Here is a 25912-nt window from a genome sequence, read left to right as displayed (position 1 = left end):
GAGTGGCTACCCCTCGGAAGACTTGCCACTCGAACGTGTAACCCCCGCCGACGCACCCGCCTTGGCTTCCATCGCACCGGCGGACTTCGTCCCGGCGGACGGTGCTTCGAAAGACTCCAACGCTTCGAGGACGTCCTGGACACGGGAGATCTCGGCATTGATGTCCTCACGGCGGCGCACCAGCACGTCCAGCTCGCGCTTGCCCTCGGAGATCATCTTCTCGGCCTCGTTCTCGGCCTCCGCCTTGATCCGCTCCGCCTCGCCCACGAGCGACGCCTTCTTCTGCTCGGCCTCCTTCAGGAGCGCCTCCGCCTTCTTCACCGCAGCGATCCGGACCTTGCTCGCCTCGGAACTCGCCTCCGAGACCAGCTCCTTGGCCTTCTGCTCGGCCTCGGCCCGCTGCTCGGTCGCCGCCTTCACCAGCTTGTCCACGCGCTCGCCGGCCGTCTTCATCTGCTCGGCCGTCTCGCGCCGCGCCCGCTCGTGCAGCTCCTCGATCTCGCCCTCGACGCGGCCGCGCAGCTCCTCCGCCCGCTCCCTTATGGCCGTCGCGTCGCTGCGCGCCCCCACCAGCAGCTCGTCCGCGTCCGTACGCGCCTTCTCCACCAGGGAGTTGCCCTCGACCGTCGCCTCGGCGACGATCCGGTCCGCCTCCTTGCGGGCCGCGCCGACCATCGTGTCCGCCTGCGACTCCGCCTCGGTGGTGGCGCGCAGCGCCTCCTCCTGGGCCTTCGCCATCAGCTGGTCGGCCTGCTCGGCCGCGTCCGAGCGGCGCTTGGCACCGGCCTCGCGCGCCTCGTCGAGCGTACGGTCCGCCTCCGCCCGCGCCTCGGAGCGCATCTGCTCCGCCGCCGACTCGGCGTCCTCGCGGACCTGGACGGCCTCCGCGCGGATCCGCTCGGCGGCCTGCCGGGCCCCGTCCACCGTCTCGGCGGCCTCGGCCCGCAGCCGCTCCGCCTCGTCCGACGCCCGGGCCACGGTCGTCTCGGCCTGCTGCGAGGCGTCGGCCGCCAGCGACTCCGCCAGCTCCACCGCCTCGGCCGTGATCCGCTCGGCCTCCCGCGTCGCCTCGCCGATGAGCTGGTCGGCCTGCTCTGCGGCGTCCGAACGCCGCTTGTCGGCCGCCTTGCGGGCCTCGTCGAGGACCTGGTCGCTGTCGGCCAGCGCGGCCGCCCGCAGCGCCTCCGCGTGCGCCTCGCCGTCCTTCTTGACCTGCTCCGCCTCCGAACGCAGCCGCAGCGCGTCCCGCTCGGTCGTCTCCCACAGCTCCGCCGCCTCGGCGGTGATCCGCTCGGCCTCGGCGGTCGCCTCGCCGATGAGCTGGTCGGCCTGCTCGGCCGCGTCGGCACGCCGCTTGTCGGCCGCCTTGCGGGCCTCGTCGAGGACCTGCTCGCCGTCCGCGCGGGCGGCCGCCCGCAACGCCTCGGCATCCGCCTCCCCGGCCGCCTTGACCTGCTCGGCCTCGGACCGCAGCCGCTCCGCCTCGGCGGTGAGCCGCTCGGCCTCCGCCGACGCCTCGCCGATCAGCGCGTCCGCCTGCCCCGCCGCCTCGGAACGGATCCGGTTGGCGTCCTCGCGGGCGTCCGCACGGGTCCGGGCCGCGTCCTGCTCCGCCGAGGCGAGCGCGTCCGTCGCCTCGGTCCGAAGCCGCTGGGCGTACTCCGCGGTGTCCGTGCGGAGCTTCTCCGCCTCGGCGATCGCGTCCGTGACCGTCCGCTCGGCCAGCGCCTTCGCCGCCTCGGACTCCTCCTGGGCACGCGTCCGGGTGCGGTGCGCGTCCTCGGCGGCCCGCTCCCGCTCCTCGTACGCGTCGGCGCGGACCCGGTCCGCCTCCTCCTGCGCCTCGGACCTGGTGCGCTCCGCCACGTGCTCGGCGGCGCTGCGCAGTCCGGCGATCTCCTCCTCGGCCTGCTCCTGCAGACCGGCGACGGAGTCCCGGACCTCCTTGGCCGTCTGCTCCGCGGCGGACACCATCTCCGTGGCCCGCCGGTCCGCCTCCTCGACCAGGCGCTGGGCCTCGGTCTGCGCCTCCTCCACCCGCTTGCGGGCGGAGGCCAGCAGCTCCTCGGACTGCTCGCGGGCGTGCTCGCGCTCCCGGCCGGCCTCGGAACGGGCCGACTCCAGGGTCTCCTCGGCCTCCCGGCGGCGCCGGTTGGCCTCCTCCTGCGCGGCGGCCAGCGCCTCGGCCGCCTCGGCGCCGACCCGCTCGGCCGCGGCCGCGGCCTCGGCCCGGACCCGGTCGGCGGTCTCCTGGGCCTCGGACTTCAGCCGCTCGGCCTCGGTCGCCGCCTCCGTGCGCAGCCGGACCGCGACGGTCTCGGCCTCGGCGCGCGCGGTGGACGCGTCCGCCGCGGCCTCCGTGCGCAGCCGCTCCGCCTCCTGCTCGGCCTGTGCCTGGAGCGTACGGATCCGCTCGGCGGCCTCGGTGCGCAGCCGCTCGGTCTCCTCGGCGGCCTCGCGCCGGATCCGCTCGCTCTCGGAGCGCGCGTCGGTCAGCTCCCGGCCGGCGTTCTCCACCCGCGACTCGGCCTCGGTGTGCAGCCGGGTCAGCTCCGCGGCCGCCTCGGCGTGCCGGGCCTCGACGGCCCGCTCGGCCTCCTGGCGCAGCTCGGCCGCGGACTTCTCGGCCGCCTCCTTGACGGACTCCGCCTGCTCCTCGGCCTCGGACCGCATCCGCTCGGCCTCGGCGCGGGTGCGCTCCAGCGTCTCCTCGGCCTGCGTCCGCAGCGTCTGGGCGCGCTCCATCGCCTCGGAGCGGACCCGCTCGCTCTCGGCGCCCGCGCTCGCGCGCAGCTCGTCGGAGTCGGTACGGGCCTTGGTCAGCAGCTCCTCGGCGGTGCTCGCCGCCTCCTCGATCTGCTGGACGGCCTCGCGCCGCGCCTCGCCGCGGATCCGCTCGCCCTCGGCGATCGCCTCGGCGCGCAGCTGCTCGGCCTCGCCGCGCAGCCGGCGCGCCTCCTCCTGCAGCTCGACCGTCTTGGCCCGGTACTCCTTGGTGTCGTCCTTGGCCGAACCGAGCAGCTCGCCGGCCTGCTCCTCGGCCTGATTGCGCAGCCGGTCGGCCTCCGCCTCGGCCTCGCGGCGGATCCGCTCGGCCTCCTCCGAGGCCTTGCGGGTGGTCTCCCGGGCGTCCTCGGACGCCTTGGTGAGGACTTCCTCGGCGGTCCGCGCGGCCTTGGCGAGCGCGGCGGCGGAGTCCTCCGCCGCGACCGTACGGGCCTTCTCGGACGCCTCCGAGACCAGCTTTTCGGCCTCGGCGCTCGCCTCGCGGAGCTTCTCCTCGGCCTCCGCCTTGAGGGACTCGGCCTCCTTGGTGGCCTCGCCCACGAGGCGGGCGATCTCCGCCTTCGCCGTACGGGTGCGCTGCTCGTTGACGGACTCCGCCGACGACAGCTGCTTGGCGGCCGCCTCCTTGGCCTCCGCGAGGGCCTTCTCGGCCTCCGCGCGGGCTTCCCGGAGCCGGTCCTCGGCCTCCTGCATCCGCTGTTCGGCGGCGCGGGACAGCTCGCCGGCCTGGCGGCGGGCCTGGTCGGTCTCGGCGCCGGCGGTCGAGCGGAGGCGCTCGGCGTGGCTGGTGGCCTCCTGGGCCTGGGTGGACGCGGCGTTGAGGAGCCGTTCGGCGTCCTTGCGGGCGCGCAGCAGGATCGCCTCGGCCTCGGCACGGGCGGCCTCGGCCTCCGAACCGACGCGCTGGCGGGTCTCCTCGGCGAGCCGGGTGGCCTCGGCGCGGGCGCCGGCGAGCGCCTGCTCGGCCTCGGCGCGCGACTCCTCCATCAGCCGGCGGGCCTGGGACTCCGTACGGGCGCGCAGCTGCTCGGCCCAGGCCACGTTCTCGTTGACGTGCGCCTCGACGGTCTGGCGCCGCTCGGCCAGCTCCTGGTCCAGGCGCTGACGGCGCTGTACGGCCTCGGTGTGCAGCTCGGCCTGGAGCCGCGCCTGGTGCTCGGCGTGCTCCTGGAGGATGCGCTGGGTCTGGGCACGGGCCTCGCGCAGCTCGCGCTCGGCGTCCTGGCGGAGCTGTTCGGCCTGGATCTGGGCGTTACGCAGCAGCTGCTCGGCCTGGTAGCCGATGTCCGCGCTGTCGTAGGCCGGGCGGGACGCGATGGTGCGGCGCGCCTCGTGGAGCTTGGCGCGCAAGACCTCGACCTGGTAACCGAGGTCCTCGGCGTGCTGGACGGCCTTCTCCCGCTCGGTCTTCAGCCGGTCCATCTCGGCTTCGAACCGCGAAAGATGGTCGTCTTCAGCTCGGTGGCTCTCCTGGCGTTCGTAGCCCCGCACTGCGCGGTCCCATCCGTCCCCTGGTCGCAACACTCCAATGAGATCCGTTCCCCGGCGAACGGGCCCCCCGGGGAATGGTGACAGATCGGATGTCCCGACGACGACGCCGCATGGCATGCGGCACCGACCGGCCCCGGCCCGGAGTCGCCCACTCTACCGGGCCGGGAATCCGGAGGTCAGTGCTCCGCCGAGGAGTGGTCGCCCGACGGCTCGGCGGACGTGACGAGTTCGGTCAGCACGCCGTGGCAGTCCTTGGGGTGGAGGAAGGTGATGCGCGATCCCATGGAGCCGATCCGGGGCTCGTCGTAGAGGACCCGCACACCCTTGCTACGGATGTCGGCGGCGTCCCCGTCGACGTCCGCGGTGCCGAAGGCGATGTGGTGGACGCCCTCGCCGTTCTTCGCCAGCCACTTGCCCACGGCGGAGTCCTCGCGGGTGGGCTCCAGGAGCTGGAGGTAGGAGGCGCCGCCGTCCGAGGTGTCGTTGATCTTGAGCATGGCCTCCCGGACGCCCTGCTCCTCGTTCACCTCGGAGTGGAACACCTCGAAACCGTAGGTCGCACGGTAGAACTCGACAGTCTTGTCGAGGTCGAAACAGGCGATCCCGATGTGGTCGATTCGCGTCAGCATGGTCTTAGTGCAACCCCGGGGAGGTGGTTACGCAACGTGCGCGCCGTCACACCGGCCGGGCGGTGACCCCGCGCGGTACCGCTCAGTACATTGGCGGTAAACCCTCGTTCACTCCTCATCTCAAGGGGCTGTGCCTCATGTCTGGAACGACCGGTACCACCTCAGTGATCGTCGCCGGGGCCCGCACGCCCATGGGACGGCTGCTCGGTTCCCTCAAGTCCTTCTCCGGCGCGGATCTGGGCGGCTTCGCCATCAAGGCCGCGCTCGACCGGGCCGGCATCGGCGGCGACCAGGTGCAGTACGTGATCATGGGGCAGGTGCTCCAGGCGGGCGCCGGCCAGATCCCCGCGCGCCAGGCCGCCGTCAAGGCCGGGATCCCCATGAACGTCCCGGCCCTCACCATCAACAAGGTGTGTCTGTCCGGCCTCGACGCCATCGCGCTGGCCGACCAGCTGATCCGCGCCGGCGAGTTCGACGTGGTCGTCGCCGGCGGCCAGGAGTCGATGACCAACGCCCCGCACCTGCTGCCGAAGTCCCGCGAGGGCTTCAAGTACGGCGCGATCGAGATGCTCGACGCGATGGCGTACGACGGCCTCACCGACGCCTTCGAGAACATCGCCATGGGCGAGTCCACCGAGAAGCACAACTCCCGTCTCGGCATCGCCCGCCCCGAGCAGGACGAGATCGCCGCCCTCTCGCACCAGCGCGCCGCCGCCGCGCAGAAGAACGGTCTCTTCGAGGCCGAGATCACCCCGGTCGAGATCCCGCAGCGCAAGGGCGAGCCGGTCGTCTTCTCCAAGGACGAGGGCATCCGCGCCGAGACGACCGCCGAGTCGCTCGGGAAGCTGCGCCCGGCCTTCGCCAAGGACGGCACCATCACCGCCGGCACCTCCTCGCAGATCTCGGACGGCGCCGCCGCCGTGGTCGTGATGAGCAAGGCGAAGGCGGAGGAGCTGGGCCTGGAGTGGATCGCCGAGATCGGCGCCCACGGCAATGTCGCGGGACCGGACAACTCGCTCCAGTCGCAGCCGTCCAACGCGATCCGCCACGCCCTGAAGAAGGAGGGCCTGGGCGTCGAGGACCTCGACCTGATCGAGATCAACGAGGCCTTCGCGGCGGTCGCCGTCCAGTCAATGAAGGACCTGGGCGTTACCCCGGAAAAGGTGAACGTCAACGGTGGCGCGATCGCGCTGGGCCACCCCATCGGCATGTCCGGCGCCCGTGTGGTGCTGCACCTCGCGCTGGAGCTCAAGCGGCGCGGCGGCGGTGTCGGCGCGGCGGCGCTGTGCGGCGGCGGCGGCCAGGGTGACGCTCTGATCGTTCGCGTACCCGGCAAGTAGCACCGGAACCAAGGAGCGGTTGAACATGGTGGACGTCCCCGAACTGGTCGCCCAGGCACGGGAGGGCCGGCCGCGCGCCGTGGCCCGGCTGATCTCGCTGGTGGAGGGGGCGTCCCCCCAGCTGCGCGAGGTGATGGCGGCGCTCGCGCCGCTGACCGGCGGCGCGTACGTCGTGGGCCTGACGGGCTCGCCCGGCGTGGGCAAGTCGACGTCGACGTCCGCCCTGGTCGCCGCCTTCCGGCGGGCCGGGAAGCGGGTCGGCGTCCTGGCCGTCGACCCGTCCTCCCCGTTCAGCGGCGGAGCGCTCCTGGGCGACCGGGTCCGGATGTCCGAGCACGCCTCCGACCCGGGGGTGTACATCCGCTCGATGGCCACCCGCGGCCATCTGGGCGGGCTCGCCTGGGCGGCACCGCAGGCGATCCGCGTCCTGGACGCGGCGGGCTGCGACGTGGTCCTCGTGGAGACGGTCGGGGTCGGTCAGTCGGAGGTGGAGATCGCCTCCCAGGCCGACACCTCCGTGGTGCTCCTCGCGCCCGGCATGGGCGACGGGATCCAGGCCGCGAAGGCGGGCATCCTGGAGATCGGCGACGTGTACGTCGTCAACAAGGCGGACCGGGACGGCGCGGACGCGACGGCCCGCGAGCTGAACCACATGCTGGGCCTCGGCGAGGCCCGCGGTCCGGGCGCCTGGCGGCCGCCGATCGTCAAGACGGTCGCGGCGCGGGGCGAGGGCATCGACGAGGTCATGGAGGCCCTGGAGAAGCACCGCGCCTGGATGGAGGAGCACGGGGTCCTGGCGGAGCGGCGCCGCGCGCGTTCGGCCCGCGAGGTCGAGACGATCGCGGTGACGGCGCTGCGCGAGCGGATCGGCGACCTGCACGGCGACCGCCGGCTGGACGCGCTGGCCGAGCGCATCGTGGCCGGGGAGCTGGACCCGTACGCCGCCTCGGACGAGCTGATCGCGAGCCTGACGGGCACCTGACCGGACGCGCGCCCGGCCCGGTCGGCGGGGCACGGGAACGACGAGAGGGGTCCGGCACGCGCGCGTGCCGGACCCCTCTCGTCGTGCCGGTGATCAGGCGGCGTCGTCCTGGCCGTCGTCCTGGGCGTCCTGCCCGGCGGCCGCGCCGTCATCGTCGTGCGCGTCGTCCTCGGTGCCGTCCGAGGCCTTGTCCCCGGCGCCGTCCTTCGTGTCGTCCTCGGTGTCGTCCGAGGCCTTGTCCCCGGCGCCGTCCTTCGTGTCGTCCTTGGCGCCGGCGCTGTCGGCGTCGTCGTCGCGGTCCGCCGTGACCTGACCCGTCTTCGGGTCGACCCGCCAGTCGCCGGAGGCCGTCTCCGCCTCCCACGCCGCGGCGCCGTCGTCGTCCCGGTCGACCGAGGTGACGAAGCCCTTCGCCGAGGCGGCCTCGGCGGCCTGCCGCGCGTCGACGCTCCCGCTCCGGGCGGCGCCGTCGTCGTTCGCGTCGTCGTCGTCCGTCTCGGTCTCCTTGCCCAGGACCTTGCCGCTGGCGGAGTCCACATGGACCGTGTACGAGGTCGTGCCCTGGCCGAGGACGTCGACCTCCCAGCCGCGCTCCTCGTCCGAGCCGCCGTCGCCGTCGTCGTCGAGATCGAGATCCGCGGAGACGACCGTGCCCGGCTGCGCCTTCAGGGCCGCGTCGATCGCCTGGACGGCGGTCACCTTCGCGGTCCGCGCCTCCGCCGCGCCGCCGCGCCCGGTGCCGCCGGTGCCCGCGTCGTCCGCGAAGGCGGCCGCGGTCCCGCCGCAGACCACGGCGGCGGCCGCGACGGTGGCGATGACGATGTTGCGCTTCATGAGGTCCTCCGACCGGTGGTGGGGTTGTTCGTTTCCGACGTGGACCACTGTGCGGAACCCGACCTGAAGCCACGCTGAAGCAACCTGAAGGCGTCTTCAGGTGCGGTTTGGGAACCTGGTGCCCATGAGGCTGCTGATCGTGGAGGACGAAAGGCGACTCGCCCTGTCGCTGGCCAAGGGCCTGACGGCGGAGGGCTACGTCGTCGACGTCGTCCACGACGGCCTGGAAGGCCTGCACCGGGCGGGCGGGACGGCGTACGACCTGGTCGTGCTCGACATCATGCTGCCCGGCATGAACGGCTACCGGGTCTGCGCCGCGCTGCGCGCCGCGGGCAACGACGTGCCGATCCTGATGCTGACCGCCAAGGACGGCGAGTACGACGAGGCGGAGGGCCTGGACACGGGCGCCGACGACTACCTCACCAAGCCGTTCTCGTACGTCGTCCTGGTCGCCCGGATCAAGGCGCTGCTGCGGCGCCGGCACTCCGGCGCCTCGCCCGTGCTGACGATCGGCCCGCTGCGGGTGGACACCGCGGCCCGGCGGGTGCACCGCGGCGAGGAGGAGATCCCGCTCACCGCCAAGGAGTTCGCGGTCCTGGAGCAGCTCGCCGTGCGCCCCGGCGAGGTGGTGTCCAAGTCGGAGATCCTGGAGCACGTCTGGGACTTCGCCTACGCCGGCGACCCGAACATCGTCGAGGTGTACGTCAGCACCCTGCGCCGCAAGCTGGGCGCCGCGCTGATCGGGACGGTGCGCGGCGCCGGATACCGGCTGGAGGCCCGGTGAGCCGCCGGCCGTTCGCCTCGGTCCGGGCCAAGACCACCCTCGGCGCCACCCTCGTGGTCGCCCTGGCGCTGATCGCCGCGGGCATCGCCGTCCTGCTGTCGCTGAGCGGCAACCTCGCCGGCCGGGCGGACGCGGAGGCCGACGGCGTCGCCCGCGAGATCGCCGCCAGGATCGCGACCGGCACGCCCTACCCCGCCCTCGACCTCCCGGACGGGGACGACCACCCGGTCCAGGTCGTCGACCGCGCCGGCCGGGCGCTCGCGGTGAGCAAGGGCCTGACGGCGATCAGCGGTACGGGATCGTCCGACGTCCGCCCGGAGGCGAGCCCGAGCCCCGGGCAGGACGACGATGACGACGACGACTCCGGGACCGCCGGGGCGGGCGTCGTCACCGGGCACGCCCAGGGGCGGGCCACCGTGGACGGCACGAGCGCGGAGTACCGGTTCGCGGAGGTGGAGGTCACGGACCCGGAGGGCGGGACGGTCCTCGTCCACGCCGGCGCGCCGCTGGCGGCGCAGCGGGACGCGGTGCGCACCGCGTCTTTCGTCATGCTGGCCGGGCTGCCGGTGCTCCTCGCCGTGGTCGGCGCGGTGACCTGGCTGGTGACCCGCCGGGCGCTGCGGCCCGTCGAGTCCATCCGTCGGGAGATGTCCGAGATCACCGCCTCGCAGGACCTCTCGCGGCGGGTGCCGGAGCCGGGCACCCACGACGAGGTCGCCCGGCTCGCCCGGACCACCAACGAGACGCTGGCCGCCCTGGAGACCTCGGTGGAGCGGCAGCGGCGGTTCGTCGCGGACGCCTCGCACGAGCTGCGCAGCCCGATCGCCAGCCTCCGTACGCAGTTGGAGGTGGGCGCCGCGCATCCGGAGCTGCTCGACGTCCCGGGGGCGGTGGAGGACACGGTGCGGCTCCAGCGTCTCGCCGCCGATCTGCTGCTGCTCGCCCGCCTGGACGCGGGGGAGCGGCCGGGGCGGACACGGGTGGACCTGGCGGAGCTGGTGCGCGCGGAGTCGGCGGGGCGTACGGGAGACCGCGTCGAGGTACGGGTGGAGTCCGCGGCGGACCCGGGCCCGGGGGAGGGCGTCGGCGCGGCGGGCTCGCGGGCCCAGCTGGGCCGGGTGGTGGCCAACCTGCTGGACAACGCCCGGCGCCACGCCCGGCGGCGGATCACGGTCACGGTCCGCGCGGAGGGCCCGTGGGCGCTCCTGGAGGTCGCGGACGACGGCACGGGCGTGCCCGAGTCCGAACGCGAGCGGGTCTTCGAGCGGTTCGTCCGGCTCGACGAGGCCCGCACCCGCGACGAGGGCGGGGCGGGCCTGGGGCTGGCGATCGCCCGCGACGTGGCCCGCCGCCACGGCGGAGACCTGACCGTGACGCAGGCCCCGTCAGGGGGCGCCTGTTTCGTCCTGCGGCTGCCCCGGGCCGAGGACCCGTCCCCGGCGGGACGGTGACGGCCGCCCCGGGCCGAGGCGGCCGCGGGGCAGTGGCGAGTGGACCGGGGTCAGGGCTTGCCCCGGCGGCCCCTGAGCTGGTCGGCGACCGGCTTCAGGGATTCGTGCAGGTCGCCGAGGGCCTCGGGGCTCAGCTGGTCGATGAAGTGCCGCCGTACCGAATCGACGTGGTGGGGCGCCACCTTGCGCATGGTCTCCATGCCGGCGTCGGTCAGGACCGCGTACAGCCCGCGCCGGTCCGACTCGCAGTTCTCCCGGCGCACGAGACCGGCGGTCTCCATCCGGGTGATCTGGTGGGAGAGCCGGCTCTTGGACTGCAGGGTCGCCGCCGCGAGGTCGCTCATCCGCAGCCGCCGGTCGGCCGACTCCGAGAGGTTCACGAGGATCTCGTAGTCGTTGATGGTCAGGCCGAAGGGCTGAAGGTCCTTCTCCAGCTGGTACGTCAGCATTCTGTTGACATCGAGGTAGGTGCGCCAGGCGCACTGCTCGGCGTCGGTGAGCCAGGGGGTGGCCGTCTCGGTCTCCATATACGGATTCTACCTAAGAAGTTGAATTCTGGACGAAGTCGCGAAGTGTGACGCCGGGCACCTGGACCACGGCGTACGGGCGCAGACGTTCGAGGACGTCACACTCCGCAGACTACCGCTCACAGCCCGAAGCGACGCTGGAGGTCCCCCAGCTGTCCGGGAAGACGCGGTGCCGAACCCGCCCCAGTGTGGCCGGAACCGTGCGTACCGGGCACCCCCGGCTGGTACGGCGTCTCGCCCGTCGCCCGCTCCGGCATCAGCAGCTCCGTCGACTGGAGCAGGACCGTGCCGGCCCCCACGAACTCGAACTGGTGCTCCTCGCCCGAGGTGCCGCCGAGCCCGGTCAGCGCCCGGACCCCGCCCATCACGCCCGTCATGTACCCGTGGTCGTAGTGGTGGCACGGCGAGGGGCAGTCCGCCCAGCCGACCAGCGCCTGCGGGTCCACCCGCATCGGGGGCTCCATGAAGACCACCGGACCGTTCGAGGCGGCCACGAACTTGCCCGTGCCGATCAGCGTCACGAAGCCCGGCACGATCGACTGCTTCAGCGCCAGCGTCGGCTGGTAGGCGAGGAGATTGCCCGAACGGATCGTCAGATTGCCCTCGTCCAGGTCGAACGAGTTCACGTCGAAGGCCCGGTCGGCCAGCAGCATCTTGCCGCTGCCCTCCGCCACCACCCAGTCGCTCGCGTGCAGCGGCGAGTGGAACGACGTACGGACCAGGCGGTCCAGGCGCCCGTGTCCGATGCCGTTGAAGTCGATCCGCCCGTAGTAGGCGATCATCTTGCCCTTCTGCAGGAACCACTGGGAGCCCTTGAGCTCCACGCAGAAGGTGTACGGGTTCACGTTGTCGTCCGACGGCAGCGTCATCGGGTCATGAATCACGGGGGCGCTCACAGCTTCTCCTCCGACGCCTGGACGTACACCGCACCACTGCCGCTCAGCTCCAGCTGGAACGCCTCGCCCGAGCCGCGCCCCACCATGTCGCGCCAGCCCAGCGCGGTGGAGAGCTTGTTCCGCACGTCGCCGTGGTGGGCGACGTAGGCCTGCGGGTCCACATGGACCGGGCGCCCGGGGCTGATCGGCAGCTCGATGACCCCGCCGTGCGCCATGACGGCGACGGCGCCGTGGCCCTTCAGGGTCGTGGTGAAGAGGCCCTGCCCCGTCACCTGGCCGCGGACCATGCCCATGACGCCGCCCTGCGAGCCCATGAACATCGTGCCCTGCTCCAGGGTGCCGTCGAAGGCGAGGAGCCGGTCGGCCTCGACGAAGAGGGTGTCGCCGGTCAGCCGGATCACCTGGATGTGGTGGCCGCCGTGCCCGAACATCACCGTGCCGTTGCCCTCGACCGTCATCAGCGGCGTCGCCTCGCCCGCCACCCGGCGGCCGATCATCGACATCACGCCGCCCTGCCCGCCGGCCGTGTTCGGCGTGAAAGTGACGTCCCCGCGGTAGGCGAGCATCGCGCCACGCTGGCTGAACATGCGCTGCCCCGGGACGACCGTGGCCTCGACCATCTTCGCGTTGATCTCCTGGAACGGCATCAGACGTCACCCCCGACGGTGTTCCGCTCGCTGGGCTGGACGTAGACGAGCCCGTCGCCCTCGAAGCGGATCTGGAACGCCTCGCCGCCACCCTCGCCCAGGAACGTGCGGAAGGTCACACCGGACTGGAAGCTCTGCTGGAGGTTGCCCTGGTGGGCGATGTACGCACCCGGGTCGACGGAGAGCGGGTACTGCGGCGACACCCGCAGCACCACGGCCGGACCGTCGGACATGATCGCGGCCTGGCCGCTGCCCTCGACGGTGGTGGTGAAGAGGCCGTTGCCGGTCGCGCCGCCGCGCAGGCCGGTGAAGGTGGTGCCGGTGCGCAGGCCCGCGTCGGTGCACAGCAGATTGCTGGACTCGACCCACAGCTTGTCGCCGTGCAGGGAGACGAGGTTGATCTCGGACGCGCGGTCCGCGAACCAGCAGGTCCCCTGGCCCTTCACCTCCATCATCTCCATCTGCTCGCCGGTGAGCCGGCGGGTCACCATGCCCCGCAGGCCCTCACCGCCGCCGGACATCTTCTTGAAGGCCATCTGGCCGTCGTAGGCGACCATCGAGCCGTTTTTCGCCTTGACGGAGTCGCCGGTCATGTCGACGGCGAGCGTCTTGCTGCCTTGGAGTCGGAACGTTGCCACCCAGTGACGGTACTGGGCCCCCGGATAAAGAGACAGCAAAGTCGCCGTGCACAATGGTCAGGCCCTTGTGCATCCGTTCACAAGATCGAACGAAGGTGACCCCACCCGTGGACATCAAGACCGCCTCCTCCCTCCACCGGCTCCGGCTCGTCTCCGCGCCGGAGGCCGTGTCCTTCCTCCTGCTGCTGGTCTGCTCGGTGCTGAAGCGCACCACGGAGTTCAACGCGGTGCCGGTGATGGGCGCGATCCACGGCATCCTCTTCGTGATCTACGTGCTCTTCTGGCTGGACTCCTGGAACCGCACCAAGTGGAACCTGAAGACGGCGGCGCTCTACTTCGTCCTCTCCGTCCTCCCCTTCGGCGGCTTCTTCGCCGAGCGCAAGCTCAAGCGCGAGGCCCAGGACGCGGTCATCGCCTCCCGCGCCCGGCGCGAGGGCACGGTGAACGCGTGATCGTCGCCTTCTCCGTCACCCCGCTCGGCGTCGGCGAGGAGGTCGGCGCCTACGTCGCCGACGCCGTCCGGGTCGTCCGCGAGTCCGGCCTGCCGAACCGCACCGACGCCATGTTCACCTCGATCGAGGGGGAGTGGGACGAGGTGATGGACGTCGTCAAGCGCGCCGTCGCCGCCGTGGAGGCCCGGGCCCCCCGGGTCTCCCTGGTCCTGAAGGCCGACGTCCGTCCGGGTGTCACCGACGGGCTGACGTCGAAGATCGACACCGTGGAACGCCACCTGGCCGGCTGATCCGCCCCGCGCGCCCGAGCCCCCGAACCCTCCTGGGACGGGGGCTCACCCGTACGCCGCCGAGAACGACCCGCTCGGACTACTCCGGTCGACATGCCGATCGAACTCCACTTTCGTGGGGACATCGACTCGTTCGACGACAGCTCGTTCGACGACAGCTGGAGGCACCGTGCGGCCGCAAGGCTACGACTACGCCACCTACAGCCGACTCGCCGGCCCGCTCACGGAACCCGACACCGACGTCTACGCGGTGGAGTACCGCAGCCTCCTCGCCAAGGAACCGCACCGCATACGCGCCGCCCTCCTCATGGGGCTCGCGCCCGTGCTCTCCGCCCTGCTGCTCGTCTACCTCGTCTGGCCCAGCCACTGGACCGTCCGCGAGGGCGGCGCCCGATGGCTCGTCGCCTTCGACACCGTGATGCTCGCGTCGATCGGGCTGATCTGCTTCTTCATGCTGGTGAACGTCGCCTCCATCACCCACGCCACCATGGTCGCGCGCGACCCCGTCCCGGTGTACCCGGAGAAGAGCACCCGCGTCGCCTTCCTCACCACCTACGTCCCCGGCAAGGAACCCCTCTCCATGGTCCGCGCCACCCTGGAGGGCGCGGTCCGGCTGCGGCACTGCGGCCCGCTGGACATCTGGCTCCTCGACGAGGGCGACGACGAACAGGCCAAGGAGATGTGCCGGGAGCTCCGGGTGCGGCACTTCACCCGGGCTGGCATCCCCGAATGGAACCGCGGCAAGGGCCCCCACAAGGCCCGCACGAAGCACGGCAACTACAACGCCTGGCTCGCGATGCACCATGACGCGTACGACTTCTTCGCCTCCGTCGACACCGACCACGTCCCCCTGCCGAACTTCCTGGAGCGGATGCTCGGCTACTTCCGCGACCCCGACATCGCCTTCGTCGTCGGGCCGCAGGTCTACGGCAACTACACCTCCGCCGTCACCAAGGCCGCCGAGTCCCAGCAGTTCCTCTTCCACGCCCTGATCCAGCGGGCGGGCAACCGCTATCACGCCCCGATGTTCGTCGGCACCAACAACGCCGTCCGGGTCTCCGCCGTCATGCAGGTCGGCGGCCTCTACGACTCGATCACCGAGGACATGGCCACCGGCTTCGAACTCCACCGGACCAGGAACCCGCGCACCGGCCGCTTCTGGCGCTCCGTCTACACCCCCGACGTGCTCGCCGTCGGCGAGGGCCCGGCCTCCTGGACCGACTTCTTCAGCCAGCAGCTCCGCTGGTCGCGGGGGACGTACGAGACGCTGATCAAGCAGTACTGGCGGGCCCCCTTCCGCACCCCGCCCGGCCGCTTCCTCAACTACACGCTCATGCTCTTCTACTACCCCATGACCGCCGTCAACTGGCTCCTCGGCATCCTCAGCTGCGTCCTGTTCCTCTGGCTCGGCGCCTCCGGCACCCAGGTGTCCTCCTCCGTCTGGCTGATGATCTACAGCGACGCCGTGGCCCTCCAGATCGGCCTCTATCTGTGGAACCGGCGGCACAACGTCTCCCCCCACGAGCCGGAGGGCTCCGGCGGCCTCGCCGGCATCGCGATGTCCGCCCTCTCCGCCCCGATCTACCTCATGTCGCTCTGCTCGGCGGTCCTGCGCACCCAGGGCCGTTTCGTCGTCACGCCCAAGGGCGGCCAGGCCAGCCCCGACCGTGTCCTCACCTTCCGGATCCACCTCTACTGGGCCGCCGTCCTGGCCGCCTCGCTCGCCGCCTCGGTGTACTTCCGGCACACCCACGCGGCCATGCGCACCTGGGCCGTCCTCGCCCTCGCCGTCTCCCTCGCCCCGGTCGCGATCTGGAGCTGGACGACCCTGCGGGACCGGCACGCCCGGGCCCTCGCCCGACGGGCCGTCGCGGTCCACCCGGCCCCCGCGCCCTCCGCCGCTCCCGCGCCGAGCACCACCGGAGGGAGCTGAACCATGGCCCACCGGCCGACGAGGAACGTGAAGAAGACCCTTCTCGGAGGTGGCGCCGTCGTGATCCTCGCGGCGCTCAACGCCCCGGCCGCCGTCTCCTTCGTCGAGGAGAAGTACCACGCCTACAAGATCGCGCAGCCCGGCTACCAGCGGAGGTACGGCTCCTGGGCGCGGGTCGACGTCCCCGAGGCGTACCGCATCAACGCCATCCACGCCGCACTGCTCCGCACCGGCAAGGTGCTGCTGATCGCCGGCTCGGGAAACGACCAGAAGAAGTTCGACTCCGGCACCTTCGAGACCATCCTCTGGGACCCGGTGAAGAACACCTTCAAGAAGATCCCGACCCCCGAGGACTTCTTCTGCGCCGGCCACACCCAGCTCCCCGACGGCCGCCTCCTCGTCGCCGGCGGCACCGCCCGCTACGAGATCCTCGACGGCGAGGTCAAGAAGGCCGGCGGCGGGATGCGGGTCAAGAACGAGAGTCCCGACCGGGCGGTCACCCTCAAGAAGGGCACCGTCTTCCGCTCGCCCTCGGGCGTCGAGTACGTCTCCCGCTTCGACGTGACGGTCCCCAAGGCCAAGCGCGAGTTCGAGATCTCGTACTTCGAGAGCGGCCAGATGAAGCCCTGGAAGACCAAGATCACCCCGGCGGAGGCGCGGGTCTTCGTCGAGGCGCGGAAGGAGGGCGCCGAAGCGCTCACCACCGAGGCCGCGCAGTACGAGGTCCTCGGCCTCGAGGGCGCGGACGCCGGGAACGTCTACGGCCTGGCCCAGCGGCTCACCACCGAGAAGCAGGACTTCCAGGGCATCAAGGGGGCGTACGAGTTCGACCCGAAGGCCGAGAGGTACATCCCGGTCGCCCCCATGAAGGACGCCCGCTGGTACCCCACCCTCGTCACCCTCCAGGACGGGAAGGTCCTCGCCGTCTCCGGCCTGAACGACGTCGGCGACGTGGTCCCCGGCGACAACGAGATCTACGACCCCAAGACCAAGAAGTGGTCCCAGGGGCCGTTCCGCTACTTCCCGACCTACCCGTCGCTCTTCCTCACCCAGGGCGGCCGGCTCCTCTACACCGGCTCCAACGCCGGCTACGGCCCCGCCGGGAAGGGCCGCGAACCGGGGCTGTGGGACCTGCGGAACAACTCCTTCCAGAAGATCCGGGGGCTGACCGACCCCGACCAGCTGGAGACCTCCGCCTCGCTGATCCTGCCGCCCGCCCAGGACCAGAAGATCATGGTCCTGGGCGGCGGCGGCGTCGGCGAGTCCCCCAAGTCCACCGCCCGCACCTCGATCATCGACCTCTCGCGGCAGAGCCCCGTCTTCCGGGACGGACCCGCGCTGCCGCAGGGCACCCGCTACCTCAGCAGCGTGCTCCTGCCCGACGACACCGTCTTCACCACCGGCGGCTCGCGCGAGTACCGCGGCCGCAGCGGCAGCGACATCCTCAAGGCACAGTTCTACGACCCGACCGCCAACACCTTCCGCGCCGCCGCCGAACCCACCGTCGGCCGCAACTACCACTCCGAGGCGCTGCTCCTGCCCGACGGCCGGGTCGCCACCTTCGGCTCCGACCCGCTCTTCGACGACAAGGACAACACCAAGCTCGGCACCTTCGAGCAGGAGATCGAGGTCTTCACCCCGCCCTACCTCCACAAGGGCGGCGCCGACCGGCCCGTCCTGGCCGAAGGCCCCCGCGAACTCACCCGCGGCGCCCGCGCCACCTTCCGCACGAGGGACGCGTCCCGGATCACCACGGCCCGCCTGATGCGGCCGAGCGCGGTCACCCACACCACGGACGTGGAGCAGCGCTCGATCGCCCTCGGCCTGACGAAGACGAAGGACACGGTGACGTTCGAGATCCCCCCGGACAGCACGCTCGTGCCCCCCGGCTGGTACATGCTCTTCGTGACGGACGGGGAGGGGACGCCGTCCGAGGCGAGCTGGGTGCGGGTGGGCGAGGACGCGGCGGTCGCCGAGGACGGCGCGGGCGGGCGGGAGTGAACGGCGTGGAGAGGCGGTGCCTCCAGGCCCGGCGCCCCTTCCCCAGCCCGTACCCCTCCCCGCGCTAGGCCTCCTTGGCCCTGCGGGCCAGGCCGAGGGCGTACTCCGGCCACCAGACGCCGGCGGCGGGGCCGCCCCTGCAGGTGCCGTCCGATTCGCCCGGGCGTTTGATCCACAGGTAGGCGTCGACCAGGTCGTCGCCCGTCTCGTCGGTCGGCGGGAGGCCGAGCGCCCGGCCCGGTGGGTTGCACCAGGCCTCCTCCCCGTCGCCCGGGAGGGGGCCGTCGCCGTTGCGGCTGGTGTCGACCGTGAAGTGGGCCCCGCCGAGCATGCCGGACAGCCGGGCGCCGAAGCCCTTCACGGCCTCGGTCGTCTGGAAGTTGGCCACGTTGAGGGAGAAGCCGTCGGCCTTGGCGAGACCGGCCCGCCGCAGGGGCTCCACCAGTTTGCCCGGATCGTGGATCCACGCCGGGTTGCCCGCGTCCAGGTAGACGCGGGTGTTCGGCTGCCGCTTCAGCCGGTCGACCGCCTCCGAGAGCAGTCGGTAGCGCTCGTCGTGGTACTGCCCCGGCGTACACCCGTCCACGATGTGCGGCACCGCGTCCGGCTCGAGGACCACGACCGCGGACGCGTCGCCGAGCGCGGAGGCGAAGGCGTCGACCCACGTCCGGTACGCGTTCCCGTCGCGCGCGCCGCCCGCCGAGTACATCCCGCAGTCACGGTGGGGGATGTTGTACGCGACGAAGACCGCGGTCCGCCGGCCGGCCGCGGCGCCGCGCACCGCCCTGGTCACGTCCGCCACGGGATCGTCGCCGGCCGGCCACTCCGCGACCGGGCGGTCCGCGATCCGCCGCAGCAGCTCGGCCTCCCGGGCCCGCCCCTGTTCCTCGTACGCCCGGACCTGACGGGCCGCGTCGCTGTCGGGATCGACCCAGAACGGCGAACCGGCCGTCGGGCCGCCGGATTCGCCGCGCGCCGAGGGCGGGCCGGCCGGTGTCCCCGGCGGCTCCTGCCCGCCGCATCCGGCGAGGAGCAGACCGCAGGCCAGGGCGAGGGCGGCGGCGAGGGTGCGGCGGGACATCCAGCCCCCAGGGTCGGGTCGGGACAGATCGGGCCATCGTGGCATACCGGTCAGTCCGCGCCGGGGCGCGACACCGCGCCCTCCCGCGCACCACCGGACCGAAGTGCGAGACGGGGCTGACCGGCATATGACCAGTCGGTAAGGTCGACGCGTGCCGAAGCCGCTCAGTCTCCCGTTCGACCCCATCGCCCGCGCCGACGAACTCTGGCAGCACCGCTGGGGCCCGGTCCCCTCGATGGCGGCGATCACCTCCATCATGCGGGCCCACCAGATCCTCCTGGCGGAGGTCGACGCCGTGGTCAAGCCGTACGGACTGACCTTCGCGCGGTACGAGGCGCTGGTGCTGCTCACCTTCTCCAAGGCCGGTGAGCTGCCGATGTCCAAGATCGGCGAGCGGCTGATGGTGCACCCCACCTCGGTGACGAACACCGTCGACCGGCTGGTCCGCTCCGGTCTCGTCGCGAAGCGGCCCAACCCGAACGACGGCCGCGGCACCCTCGCCTCCATCACCGAGAAGGGCCGCGAGGTGGTCGAGTCGGCCACCAAGGACCTGATGGAGATGGACTTCGGGCTGGGTGTGTACGACTCCGAGGAGTGCGGCGAGATCTTCGCGATGCTGCGGCCGCTGCGGGTCGCCGCGCACGACTTCGACGAGACGTAGCGGGCGAGGGGCCCGCCCGAAGATCGCCCGGAACCTGCCGTTACGCTCGACGGCATGAAATCCAGCGTGCTGACCCGCTACCGCGTCATGGCGTACATCACCGCCGTCATGCTGCTCGTGCTCTGCACGTGCATGATCTTCAAGTACGGGTTCGAGATGGGCGAGGACGTGACCTTCGCGGTCTCCCAGACCCACGGCGTCCTCTACATCATCTACCTGATCTTCGCCTTCGATCTGGGCTCCAAGGCGAAGTGGCCGTTCGGCAAGCTGCTGTGGGTGCTGCTGTCCGGGACGATTCCCTTCGCCGCTTTCTTCGTCGAGCGCAAGGTCGTCCGCGAGACGCTTCCGCTGGTCAGCGGCGCGCAGCCCGCTCCGGCGAAGGTCTGACGCCTGCCTCCGCACGGATGTGCGGAGGTTTGCCATCGACATTTACTAGGACGTCCTAGTAAATTCGTGGGTATGGACGCTGACGCGATCGAGGAAGGCCGCCGCCGCTGGCAGGCCCGTTACGACAAGGCCCGCAAGCGCGACGCCGACTTCACCACGCTCTCCGGGGACCCGGTCGAGCCCGTCTACGGGCCCCGGCCCGGCGACACCTACGAGGGGTTCGAGCGCATCGGCTGGCCGGGGGAGTACCCCTTCACCCGCGGGCTGCACCCCACGGGCTACCGCGGCCGCACCTGGACCATCCGCCAGTTCGCCGGCTTCGGCAACGCCGAGCAGACCAACGAGCGGTACAAGATGATCCTGGCCGCCGGCGGCGGCGGGCTCTCCGTCGCCTTCGACATGCCGACCCTCATGGGCCGTGACTCCGACGACCCGCGCTCGCTCGGCGAGGTCGGCCACTGCGGCGTCGCCATCGACTCCGCCGCCGACATGGAGGTCCTCTTCAAGGACATCCCGCTCGGCGACGTCACCACCTCCATGACCATCTCCGGGCCCGCGGTGCCCGTCTTCTGCATGTACCTGGTCGCCGCCGAGCGCCAGGGTGTCGACCCGGGCGTGCTCAACGGCACGCTCCAGACCGACATCTTCAAGGAGTACATCGCGCAGAAGGAGTGGCTCTTCCAGCCCGAGCCCCACCTGCGCCTCATCGGCGACCTCATGGAGCACTGCGCGCAGGGCATCCCCGCGTACAAGCCGCTCTCCGTCTCCGGCTACCACATCCGCGAGGCCGGGGCGACGGCCGCGCAGGAGCTGGCGTACACCCTCGCCGACGGCTTCGGCTACGTCGAGCTGGGGCTGAGCCGCGGCCTGGACGTCGACGTCTTCGCCCCCGGTCTCTCCTTCTTCTTCGACGCGCACCTCGACTTCTTCGAGGAGATCGCCAAGTTCCGCGCCGCCCGCCGGATCTGGGCGCGCTGGATGAAGGAGGTCTACGGCGCGCAGACCGACAAGGCCCAGTGGCTCCGCTTCCACACCCAGACCGCCGGTGTCTCCCTCACCGCGCAGCAGCCGTACAACAACGTCGTACGGACCGCCGTGGAGGCCCTCTCCGCCGTCCTCGGCGGCACCAACTCGCTGCACACCAACGCCCTCGACGAGACCCTCGCGCTCCCCAGCGAGCAGGCCGCCGAGATCGCGCTGCGCACCCAGCAGGTCCTCATGGAGGAGACCGGCGTCGCCAACGTCGCCGACCCGCTCGGCGGCTCCTGGTACGTCGAGCAGCTCACCGACCGGATCGAGGCCGACGCCGAGAAGATCTTCGACCAGATCAAGGAGCGCGGCCGCCGGGCCCACCCGGACGGGCAGCACCCGATCGGACCGATCACCTCCGGCATCCTGCGCGGCATCGAGGACGGCTGGTTCACCGGCGAGATCGCCGAGTCCGCCTTCCAATACCAGCAGTCCCTGGAGAAGGGCGACAAGCGGGTCGTCGGCGTCAACGTCCACCACGGCTCGGTCACCGGCGACCTGGAGATCCTGCGGGTCAGCCACGAGGTCGAGCGGGAGCAGGTCCGGGCCCTCGGCGAGCGCAGGACCCACCGCGACGACGCCCGCGTCCGAGCCTCCCTCGACGCGATGCTGGCGGCGGCCCGCGACGGCTCGAACATGATCGGCCCGATGCTCGACGCCGTACGGGCGGAGGCCACGCTCGGCGAGATCTGCGACGTGCTCCGGGAGGAGTGGGGCGTCTACACCGAGCCCCCGGGCTTCTGAGACGTGGGGAAAGACGGAGGGGGTCGAGCCGGTATCCGGTTCGGCCCCCTCCGCCGTGCGGGGCCGGCGGCGGACGGGCCACCCAGCCGGGCCGGCCCGTGTGCGGTGGAGGGGCGGTCCGGGGCGGGAGGGAACACGCGCCGTGTGCGCGGCGGCCCCGGGGGTCAGACCGGCGTCGTGGCGCCGTGCGGGCCCCTCGGGCGGGCGCCCTTGAGCGCGGACCGCAGGGCGAGGGCGAGTCCGCCCTCGGCGAGGCCGAGCAGGACCAGCCACAGGCCGAGCAGGCGGGTGAGGGCGCGGGCCGACTCCGTGGGCAGGGCGAGCACCACGATCCCCGCGACGATGGCGAGGACCGCCACGGCCAGGACGATGCCGCGGTGCGGCAGGTCCTTGGCGGCGAGGGCCGTGTAGAGGGTCAGGACGCCCGAGACCAGCCAGACGACGCCGACGATCAGCGAGAGCGCGGCGATGGTCTGCAGCGGGTTCCGCAGGCACAGCACCCCGGCCAGGATGTACAGCACCGCCACGAGCAGCCCGGGGAGCCGTTCGCCGTGCTCCTCGCGCGCGAAGACGCCCACGAACCGGAACGCCCCGGTCACCAGCAGGTACAGGCCGATGAGGACGGCCACCACGTGCAGGGTGCCGTCCGGCCACACCAGGATCAGGATGCCCGGCACCAGCGTCGCCACCGCCGAGATCAGCAGCCACGTCCACGAACGGCCGAGGCGGGCCAGCACCTCCGCCGGGTCGCCGGACGGGTGGCGGTCCGCTCCGGCGGCTCCACCGGCGGTCTCTTCCGGTTCGGTCCGCGGTGCCGGACCAGGCGATGAGGTCATGGGGGGCTCCTCACGCGTTCGAGCGGGTCGCCCGCGACCGCCGTCGGGGCGGTGGGCGGCACCCGGCCGTCTCAGCGTCCCGCGCGCCACCCGCCACCGGGTCACCCACGGCGGGTGATCCGTCGGAGCCCCGGCGGCGGTGGGCTGGAGACCGGCAGGTGTCCGCCGGCGGGAAGGCGCCGGCAGGTGCCCGCCGGCGCCGCGCCGTGGCCCCCACACCGCGACACGGAAAGACGACCCCGAGCCCTGACCAGGGACGACGACCTCGCACGACGACCCCGGACCCTGACCACGTAGGACGACCCCGTACGACGACCCCGGACCGCGACACGGAACGAAGAGGCTTGCGATGAGCGATGCCGCGTCAGCCCCGGACGACCCGACCGGAACGGGGGTCCCCGCGCGCCGCGACCGGCGGGCGGCCCTCGCGACCATCGCCCGCGCCTTCCTCATCGTCGCCGTCCTCCTCACCGCGTACTTCCTGCTCCCGCTGACCGACCGCGACACGGCCGGCCGGCTGGCGCTGCTCGCGGCCGGTCTGCTCGCGGTCGTGCTGGTGTTCCTGTGGGAGGTACGCGTCATCACGCGCTCGGCCCATCCGCGTCTGAAGGCCGTCGAGGCCCTGGCGGCCACGCTGGCGCTGTTCCTCGTCCTGTTTGCCGGCGCCTACTACCTGCTGGACGACTCCGCCCCCGGCTCCTTCAGCGAGCCGCTGACCAGGACGGACTCCCTCTACTTCACGCTGACGACGTTCAGCACCGTCGGCTACGGCGACATCACCGCCCGCTCGCAGGCGGGCCGGATCCTGACGATGATGCAGATGGCGGGAGGGCTGCTCCTCGTCGGCGTCGCCGCCCGGGTGCTGGCGGGCGCGGTCCAGGCCGGGCTGCGCCGGCAGGGCCGCGAGCAGCCGACGGAGCCGGACGCGGCGCGGGGCCCCGGGACGGAGCCCCCGGCAGGCCCCGCGGCGGACACCGGGAGGAACACCACGACGGACGCCACGGGTGACACCCGGACGGACGGCGCGACGGACACCCCGACGGACCGGGAGGCCGGATCATCATGACCGTACCGCGCGACTTCACCGCCGTACCGACACCGGCCGAGCGGGCGGAACTCGGCAGAAAGGCGCGCGAGCGCGCGCCGCGGTCGGGCCACGGGCGGTTCGAGCCGGACCCGAACCGGCCCGACCCGGTCGACGTGATCGAGGGCCAGTCGGCGACGCGCCTGCCGGAACTGGTGCCGATCCGCTACGGCCGCATGCTCGAGTCACCCTTCCGCTTCTATCGCGGCGCCGCGGCGATCATGGCGGCGGACCTCGGGACCCTGCCCCACACGGGGCTGACGGTGCAGCTGTGCGGGGACGCCCACCTGCTGAACTTCCGGCTGCTTGCCTCGCCCGAGCGCCATCTGGTCTTCGACCTCAACGACTTCGACGAGACCCTGCCCGGGCCCTTCGAATGGGACGTCAAACGGCTGGCGGCGAGCTTCGTGACGGCCGGCCGGGCGAACGGCTTCTCGCCGAAGGAACAGAACGCCGCCGTCCGCATCTGCGTCGGGGCGTACCGGGAGCGGATGCGCGCCTTCGCCGGCATGCGGACCCTGGACATCTGGTACGCCCAGGACGACGCCGACCGGATGCGGGAGCTGATGGCCTCCTCGCTGGACGAGGACGTCCGGCGCCGCACCGACCGGGCGACGGCGAAAGCCCGCACCCGGACCCATCTGGAGGCCTTCGCGAAGCTCACCCGGCTCACGGACGAGGGACGGCGCATCGCCCCGGACCCGCCGCTGATCACCCCCCTCGACCGGCTGCTCGCCGAGGCGCCGGAGGCCGGCCGGGCGGAGGAGCTCACCGGCGTCCTGGAGGGGTACGCCCGGACCCTGCCGGCCGAGCGCCGGCACCTGCTGCGGCACTACCGCCTGGTGGACATGGCCCGGAAGGTGGTGGGCGTGGGCAGCGTGGGGACCCGCTGCTGGATCGTGCTCCTGCTCGGCAGGGACGACGAGGACCCCCTGCTGCTGCAGGCCAAGGAGGCGCAGGAATCGGTGCTCTCCGCCCACGTCGACGGCGACGACTTCGACAACCAGGGCCGCCGGGTCGTCACCGGCCAGCGGCTGATCCAGACCACCAGCGACATCCTCCTCGGCTGGACGCATGTCGTGGGCCTCGACGGCCGGCACCGGGACTTCTACGTACGCCAGCTCTGGGACTGGAAGGGCATCGCCCGGCCGGAGACCATGGGTCCGGGTCTCTTCCGCCTCTTCGGCCGGCTCTGCGGAGCGTCCCTGGCGCGGGCCCACGCCCGTTCCGGCGACCCCGTCGCCATCGCCGCGTACCTCGGGAAGAGCGACCGCTTCGAGCGCGCGCTCACCGACTTCGCCCAGTCCTACGCGGACCGGAACGAGCGCGACTTCGAGGCGCTGCAGGCCGCGGTCCGCTCGGGAAGGGTCACCGCGGGGAGTCTCTGACGGCGGCCGGGACACCCGCCGCAGGCCGTCCGGGGCGTCACCGCGGGCCCGCGCCCGGGACGCCCCTGCACGGGCCGGGCACCCGGCCGGTCACTCCGGCAGCTGCCGCATCTCCAGGACGCGCAGGCCGAGCGACTGGAAGCGGGCCAGCAGCCCGTAGAGATGCGCCTCGTCCACGACGGGTCCGAACAGCACCGTCTGGCCGGACATCGTGACGTGGCCCAGCTCCGGGAAGGCCTGGGTCAGCGTCTCCGACATGTGTCCCTCGACGCGGATCTCGTAGCGCATGGGCTGTTCTCCCGCGGGGCTGCGTGGTGGCAGACGGACGGCGCCCTACCCCGCGATCGTCCCTCCGTGGCGCGGGCCCGGCCTCACCCGGCACAGGTGACCTGACCTGCCGAGCCCGCGACCCGTCCCATCCCGGCCGACCGGGGTCAGTGCGTCAGCACGAGCTTGAAGCCGATGATCAGCAGGCCGAGCAGCAGATTGACCGAGGCGCTGACCGCCATGAGCCGTCGGGAGGCACCGGCCCGCCGGGCCGCCGCCACCGACCAGCCCACCTGGCCCGCCACGGCGACGGAGACCGCCAGCCAGAGGGCGCCCTCCACGTCGAGGCCCAGGAGCGGGCTGACGGCCACCGCGATCGCCGGCGGAAGGGCCGCCTTGACGATCGGCCACTCCTCCCGGCACACGCCCAGCACCGTCCGCCGGTCCAGGGACCCCTGCGTCAGACGCGCTCCGAAGAGGTGTGCGTGCACGTGCGCGGCCCAGAACACCGCGCCGGTGAGCACCAGCAGCATCACCAGCTCCGCGCGCGGGAAGGAGCCCAGGGTGCCGGCGCCGATCACCACCGAGGCCGCGAGCATCGACCCGTAGACGCCGCCCGAGTAGTCCGCGTGGGCCCGCCGCTCGGCGGCTCGCCCGGCCCGGGCCGGGTCGTGGTGGATCAACCGGGACATCGGTGCCTCCTCCGGCTCAGGATGTCGGCCCCCGGCCGCCCGCGGCTCACCCGTCGCGGGG

24 protein-coding genes are annotated in these 25912 nt (G+C 72.5%); 13 read left to right on the top strand and 11 right to left on the bottom strand.

The features are described 5' to 3' along the window. Positions 1–6: 6 nt before the first annotated feature. Together scy and mce are read right to left on the bottom strand one after the other, a co-directional pair. Positions 7–4278, bottom strand: a complete 4272-nt coding sequence (gene scy / locus ACFZBD_RS11760) for a polarized growth protein Scy (protein ID WP_391139181.1) — start codon at positions 4276–4278, stop codon at positions 7–9. Between the two features lie 176 nt (positions 4279–4454). Further along, the gene (gene mce / locus ACFZBD_RS11755) at positions 4455–4907 is read right to left on the bottom strand and encodes a methylmalonyl-CoA epimerase (protein WP_385140004.1); all 453 of its coding nucleotides are present in this window, start codon (positions 4905–4907) and stop codon (positions 4455–4457) included. Between the two features lie 137 nt (positions 4908–5044). Here mce and ACFZBD_RS11750 point away from each other — a divergent pair, with 137 nt between their 5' ends. Then, a complete protein-coding gene (locus ACFZBD_RS11750) occupies positions 5045–6247 on the top strand; it encodes an acetyl-CoA C-acyltransferase (RefSeq protein WP_391139178.1) in 1203 nt (400 codons plus the stop codon). A gap of 25 nt (positions 6248–6272) precedes the next feature. Next, entirely contained in the window at positions 6273–7229 is a 957-nt protein-coding gene (meaB, locus tag ACFZBD_RS11745; protein ID WP_391139176.1) for a methylmalonyl Co-A mutase-associated GTPase MeaB, read from the top strand. Positions 7230–7322: 93 nt separating this feature from the next. On the opposite strand, the gene ACFZBD_RS11740 is transcribed toward meaB, so the two are convergent. Further along, positions 7323–8063: a PepSY domain-containing protein gene (locus tag ACFZBD_RS11740; RefSeq protein ID WP_391139174.1), complete on the bottom strand. Its 741-nt coding sequence runs from the start codon at positions 8061–8063 to the stop codon at positions 7323–7325. 124 nt (positions 8064–8187) lie between these two features. On the opposite strand from ACFZBD_RS11740, the gene ACFZBD_RS11735 reads away from it, so the two are divergent. Both ACFZBD_RS11735 and ACFZBD_RS11730 read left to right on the top strand, forming a co-directional pair. Continuing rightward, a complete protein-coding gene (locus ACFZBD_RS11735; protein ID WP_391139172.1) occupies positions 8188–8847 on the top strand; it encodes a response regulator in 660 nt (219 codons plus the stop codon). Beyond that, entirely contained in the window at positions 8844–10298 is a 1455-nt protein-coding gene (locus ACFZBD_RS11730; RefSeq protein ID WP_391139171.1) for an ATP-binding protein, read from the top strand. The genes ACFZBD_RS11735 and ACFZBD_RS11730 overlap by 4 nt, the downstream gene beginning before the upstream one ends. A 50-nt stretch (positions 10299–10348) precedes the next feature. On the opposite strand, the gene ACFZBD_RS11725 is transcribed toward ACFZBD_RS11730, so the two are convergent. The 4 genes from ACFZBD_RS11725 to ACFZBD_RS11710 all read right to left on the bottom strand — a co-directional run bounded on the left by ACFZBD_RS11725 (position 10349) and on the right by ACFZBD_RS11710 (position 13006). Further along, complete coding sequence (locus tag ACFZBD_RS11725) at positions 10349–10825, bottom strand: MarR family transcriptional regulator (RefSeq protein ID WP_391139170.1); 477 nt, start codon at positions 10823–10825, stop codon at positions 10349–10351. Positions 10826–10944: 119 nt separating this feature from the next. Further along, positions 10945–11721, bottom strand: a complete 777-nt coding sequence (locus ACFZBD_RS11720) for an AIM24 family protein (protein ID WP_391139169.1) — start codon at positions 11719–11721, stop codon at positions 10945–10947. Beyond that, entirely contained in the window at positions 11718–12368 is a 651-nt protein-coding gene (locus ACFZBD_RS11715) for an AIM24 family protein (RefSeq protein WP_391139167.1), read from the bottom strand. Before ACFZBD_RS11715 ends, ACFZBD_RS11720 begins: the two co-directional genes overlap by 4 nt. Further along, a complete protein-coding gene (locus ACFZBD_RS11710; protein WP_391139165.1) occupies positions 12368–13006 on the bottom strand; it encodes an AIM24 family protein in 639 nt (212 codons plus the stop codon). Before ACFZBD_RS11710 ends, ACFZBD_RS11715 begins: the two co-directional genes overlap by 1 nt. Positions 13007–13113: 107 nt before the next feature. Here ACFZBD_RS11710 and ACFZBD_RS11705 point away from each other — a divergent pair, with 107 nt between their 5' ends. From ACFZBD_RS11705 to ACFZBD_RS11690, 4 genes are all read left to right on the top strand, one after another. After that, complete coding sequence (locus tag ACFZBD_RS11705; protein WP_391139163.1) at positions 13114–13458, top strand: DUF3817 domain-containing protein; 345 nt, start codon at positions 13114–13116, stop codon at positions 13456–13458. Next, positions 13455–13748, top strand: a complete 294-nt coding sequence (locus tag ACFZBD_RS11700) for an MTH1187 family thiamine-binding protein (RefSeq protein WP_391139161.1) — start codon at positions 13455–13457, stop codon at positions 13746–13748. Before ACFZBD_RS11705 ends, ACFZBD_RS11700 begins: the two co-directional genes overlap by 4 nt. Positions 13749–13917: 169 nt before the next feature. Further along, positions 13918–15681 carry a glycosyltransferase family 2 protein gene (locus ACFZBD_RS11695; protein WP_391139158.1) on the top strand — a complete coding sequence of 588 codons (1764 nt, stop codon included), beginning with the start codon at positions 13918–13920 and terminating at the stop codon, positions 15679–15681. Positions 15682–15684: 3 nt separating this feature from the next. Beyond that, on the top strand, positions 15685–17682 hold the full coding sequence (locus ACFZBD_RS11690) for a galactose oxidase-like domain-containing protein (RefSeq protein ID WP_391139156.1): 1998 nt from the start codon (positions 15685–15687) through the stop codon (positions 17680–17682). A gap of 64 nt (positions 17683–17746) precedes the next feature. Here the strand turns inward: ACFZBD_RS11690 and ACFZBD_RS11685 are convergent, their stop codons facing one another. Continuing rightward, positions 17747–18763, bottom strand: a complete 1017-nt coding sequence (locus tag ACFZBD_RS11685) for a glycoside hydrolase family 6 protein (protein ID WP_391139154.1) — start codon at positions 18761–18763, stop codon at positions 17747–17749. A 151-nt stretch (positions 18764–18914) separates the two neighbouring features. Here ACFZBD_RS11685 and ACFZBD_RS11680 point away from each other — a divergent pair, with 151 nt between their 5' ends. The 3 genes from ACFZBD_RS11680 (at position 18915) to ACFZBD_RS11670 (ending at position 21584) form a co-directional block, all read left to right on the top strand. After that, positions 18915–19424, top strand: coding sequence for a MarR family transcriptional regulator (locus tag ACFZBD_RS11680; protein ID WP_391139152.1), 510 nt, complete (start codon positions 18915–18917; stop codon positions 19422–19424). A 54-nt stretch (positions 19425–19478) separates the two neighbouring features. After that, a complete protein-coding gene (locus tag ACFZBD_RS11675) occupies positions 19479–19811 on the top strand; it encodes a DUF3817 domain-containing protein (RefSeq protein WP_391139150.1) in 333 nt (110 codons plus the stop codon). 72 nt (positions 19812–19883) lie between these two features. Then, entirely contained in the window at positions 19884–21584 is a 1701-nt protein-coding gene (locus ACFZBD_RS11670; RefSeq protein WP_391139148.1) for a methylmalonyl-CoA mutase family protein, read from the top strand. A 164-nt stretch (positions 21585–21748) separates the two neighbouring features. Here ACFZBD_RS11670 and ACFZBD_RS11665 read toward each other — a convergent pair whose 3' ends face one another. After that, positions 21749–22420 carry a DUF308 domain-containing protein gene (locus ACFZBD_RS11665; RefSeq protein WP_391139146.1) on the bottom strand — a complete coding sequence of 224 codons (672 nt, stop codon included), beginning with the start codon at positions 22418–22420 and terminating at the stop codon, positions 21749–21751. A 349-nt stretch (positions 22421–22769) separates the two neighbouring features. Here ACFZBD_RS11665 and ACFZBD_RS11660 point away from each other — a divergent pair, with 349 nt between their 5' ends. Then, positions 22770–23486 (top strand): ion channel, encoded by a 717-nt coding sequence (locus tag ACFZBD_RS11660; RefSeq protein ID WP_391139143.1) that lies wholly within the window; start codon positions 22770–22772, stop codon positions 23484–23486. Beyond that, entirely contained in the window at positions 23483–24892 is a 1410-nt protein-coding gene (locus ACFZBD_RS11655) for a DUF2252 family protein (protein ID WP_391139141.1), read from the top strand. Before ACFZBD_RS11660 ends, ACFZBD_RS11655 begins: the two co-directional genes overlap by 4 nt. A gap of 90 nt (positions 24893–24982) precedes the next feature. Here ACFZBD_RS11655 and ACFZBD_RS11650 read toward each other — a convergent pair whose 3' ends face one another. Together ACFZBD_RS11650 and ACFZBD_RS11645 are read right to left on the bottom strand one after the other, a co-directional pair. Next, complete coding sequence (locus ACFZBD_RS11650) at positions 24983–25180, bottom strand: hypothetical protein (protein ID WP_391139139.1); 198 nt, start codon at positions 25178–25180, stop codon at positions 24983–24985. A 146-nt stretch (positions 25181–25326) separates the two neighbouring features. After that, a complete protein-coding gene (locus ACFZBD_RS11645; protein ID WP_391139137.1) occupies positions 25327–25851 on the bottom strand; it encodes a hypothetical protein in 525 nt (174 codons plus the stop codon). Between the last annotated feature and the right edge of the window lie 61 nt (positions 25852–25912).

Source organism: Streptomyces sp. NPDC008121, assembly GCF_042957155.1.
Lineage (GTDB): Bacteria > Actinomycetota > Actinomycetes > Streptomycetales > Streptomycetaceae > Streptomyces.
This window is presented reverse-complemented; position numbering and strand designations above follow the sequence as displayed.

What these genes read in the sequence shown, in the direction of transcription:
- mce (WP_385140004.1), bottom strand. Translation starts at nt 4,907, where the DNA reads ATGCTGACGCGAATCGACCACATCGGGATCGCCTGTTTCGACCTCGAC.
- ACFZBD_RS11725 (WP_391139170.1), bottom strand. Translation starts at nt 10,825, where the DNA reads ATGGAGACCGAGACGGCCACCCCCTGGCTCACCGACGCCGAGCAGTGC.
- ACFZBD_RS11715 (WP_391139167.1), bottom strand. Translation starts at nt 12,368, where the DNA reads ATGCCGTTCCAGGAGATCAACGCGAAGATGGTCGAGGCCACGGTCGTC.
- ACFZBD_RS11665 (WP_391139146.1), bottom strand. Translation starts at nt 22,420, where the DNA reads ATGACCTCATCGCCTGGTCCGGCACCGCGGACCGAACCGGAAGAGACC.
- ACFZBD_RS11735 (WP_391139172.1), top strand. Translation starts at nt 8,188, where the DNA reads ATGAGGCTGCTGATCGTGGAGGACGAAAGGCGACTCGCCCTGTCGCTG.
- ACFZBD_RS11660 (WP_391139143.1), top strand. Translation starts at nt 22,770, where the DNA reads ATGAGCGATGCCGCGTCAGCCCCGGACGACCCGACCGGAACGGGGGTC.
- ACFZBD_RS11655 (WP_391139141.1), top strand. Translation starts at nt 23,483, where the DNA reads ATGACCGTACCGCGCGACTTCACCGCCGTACCGACACCGGCCGAGCGG.
- ACFZBD_RS11675 (WP_391139150.1), top strand. Translation starts at nt 19,479, where the DNA reads ATGAAATCCAGCGTGCTGACCCGCTACCGCGTCATGGCGTACATCACC.
- ACFZBD_RS11685 (WP_391139154.1), bottom strand. Translation starts at nt 18,763, where the DNA reads ATGTCCCGCCGCACCCTCGCCGCCGCCCTCGCCCTGGCCTGCGGTCTG.
- ACFZBD_RS11740 (WP_391139174.1), bottom strand. Translation starts at nt 8,063, where the DNA reads ATGAAGCGCAACATCGTCATCGCCACCGTCGCGGCCGCCGCCGTGGTC.
- ACFZBD_RS11670 (WP_391139148.1), top strand. Translation starts at nt 19,884, where the DNA reads ATGGACGCTGACGCGATCGAGGAAGGCCGCCGCCGCTGGCAGGCCCGT.
- ACFZBD_RS11690 (WP_391139156.1), top strand. Translation starts at nt 15,685, where the DNA reads ATGGCCCACCGGCCGACGAGGAACGTGAAGAAGACCCTTCTCGGAGGT.
- meaB (WP_391139176.1), top strand. Translation starts at nt 6,273, where the DNA reads ATGGTGGACGTCCCCGAACTGGTCGCCCAGGCACGGGAGGGCCGGCCG.
- ACFZBD_RS11645 (WP_391139137.1), bottom strand. Translation starts at nt 25,851, where the DNA reads ATGTCCCGGTTGATCCACCACGACCCGGCCCGGGCCGGGCGAGCCGCC.
- ACFZBD_RS11650 (WP_391139139.1), bottom strand. Translation starts at nt 25,180, where the DNA reads ATGCGCTACGAGATCCGCGTCGAGGGACACATGTCGGAGACGCTGACC.
- ACFZBD_RS11750 (WP_391139178.1), top strand. Translation starts at nt 5,045, where the DNA reads ATGTCTGGAACGACCGGTACCACCTCAGTGATCGTCGCCGGGGCCCGC.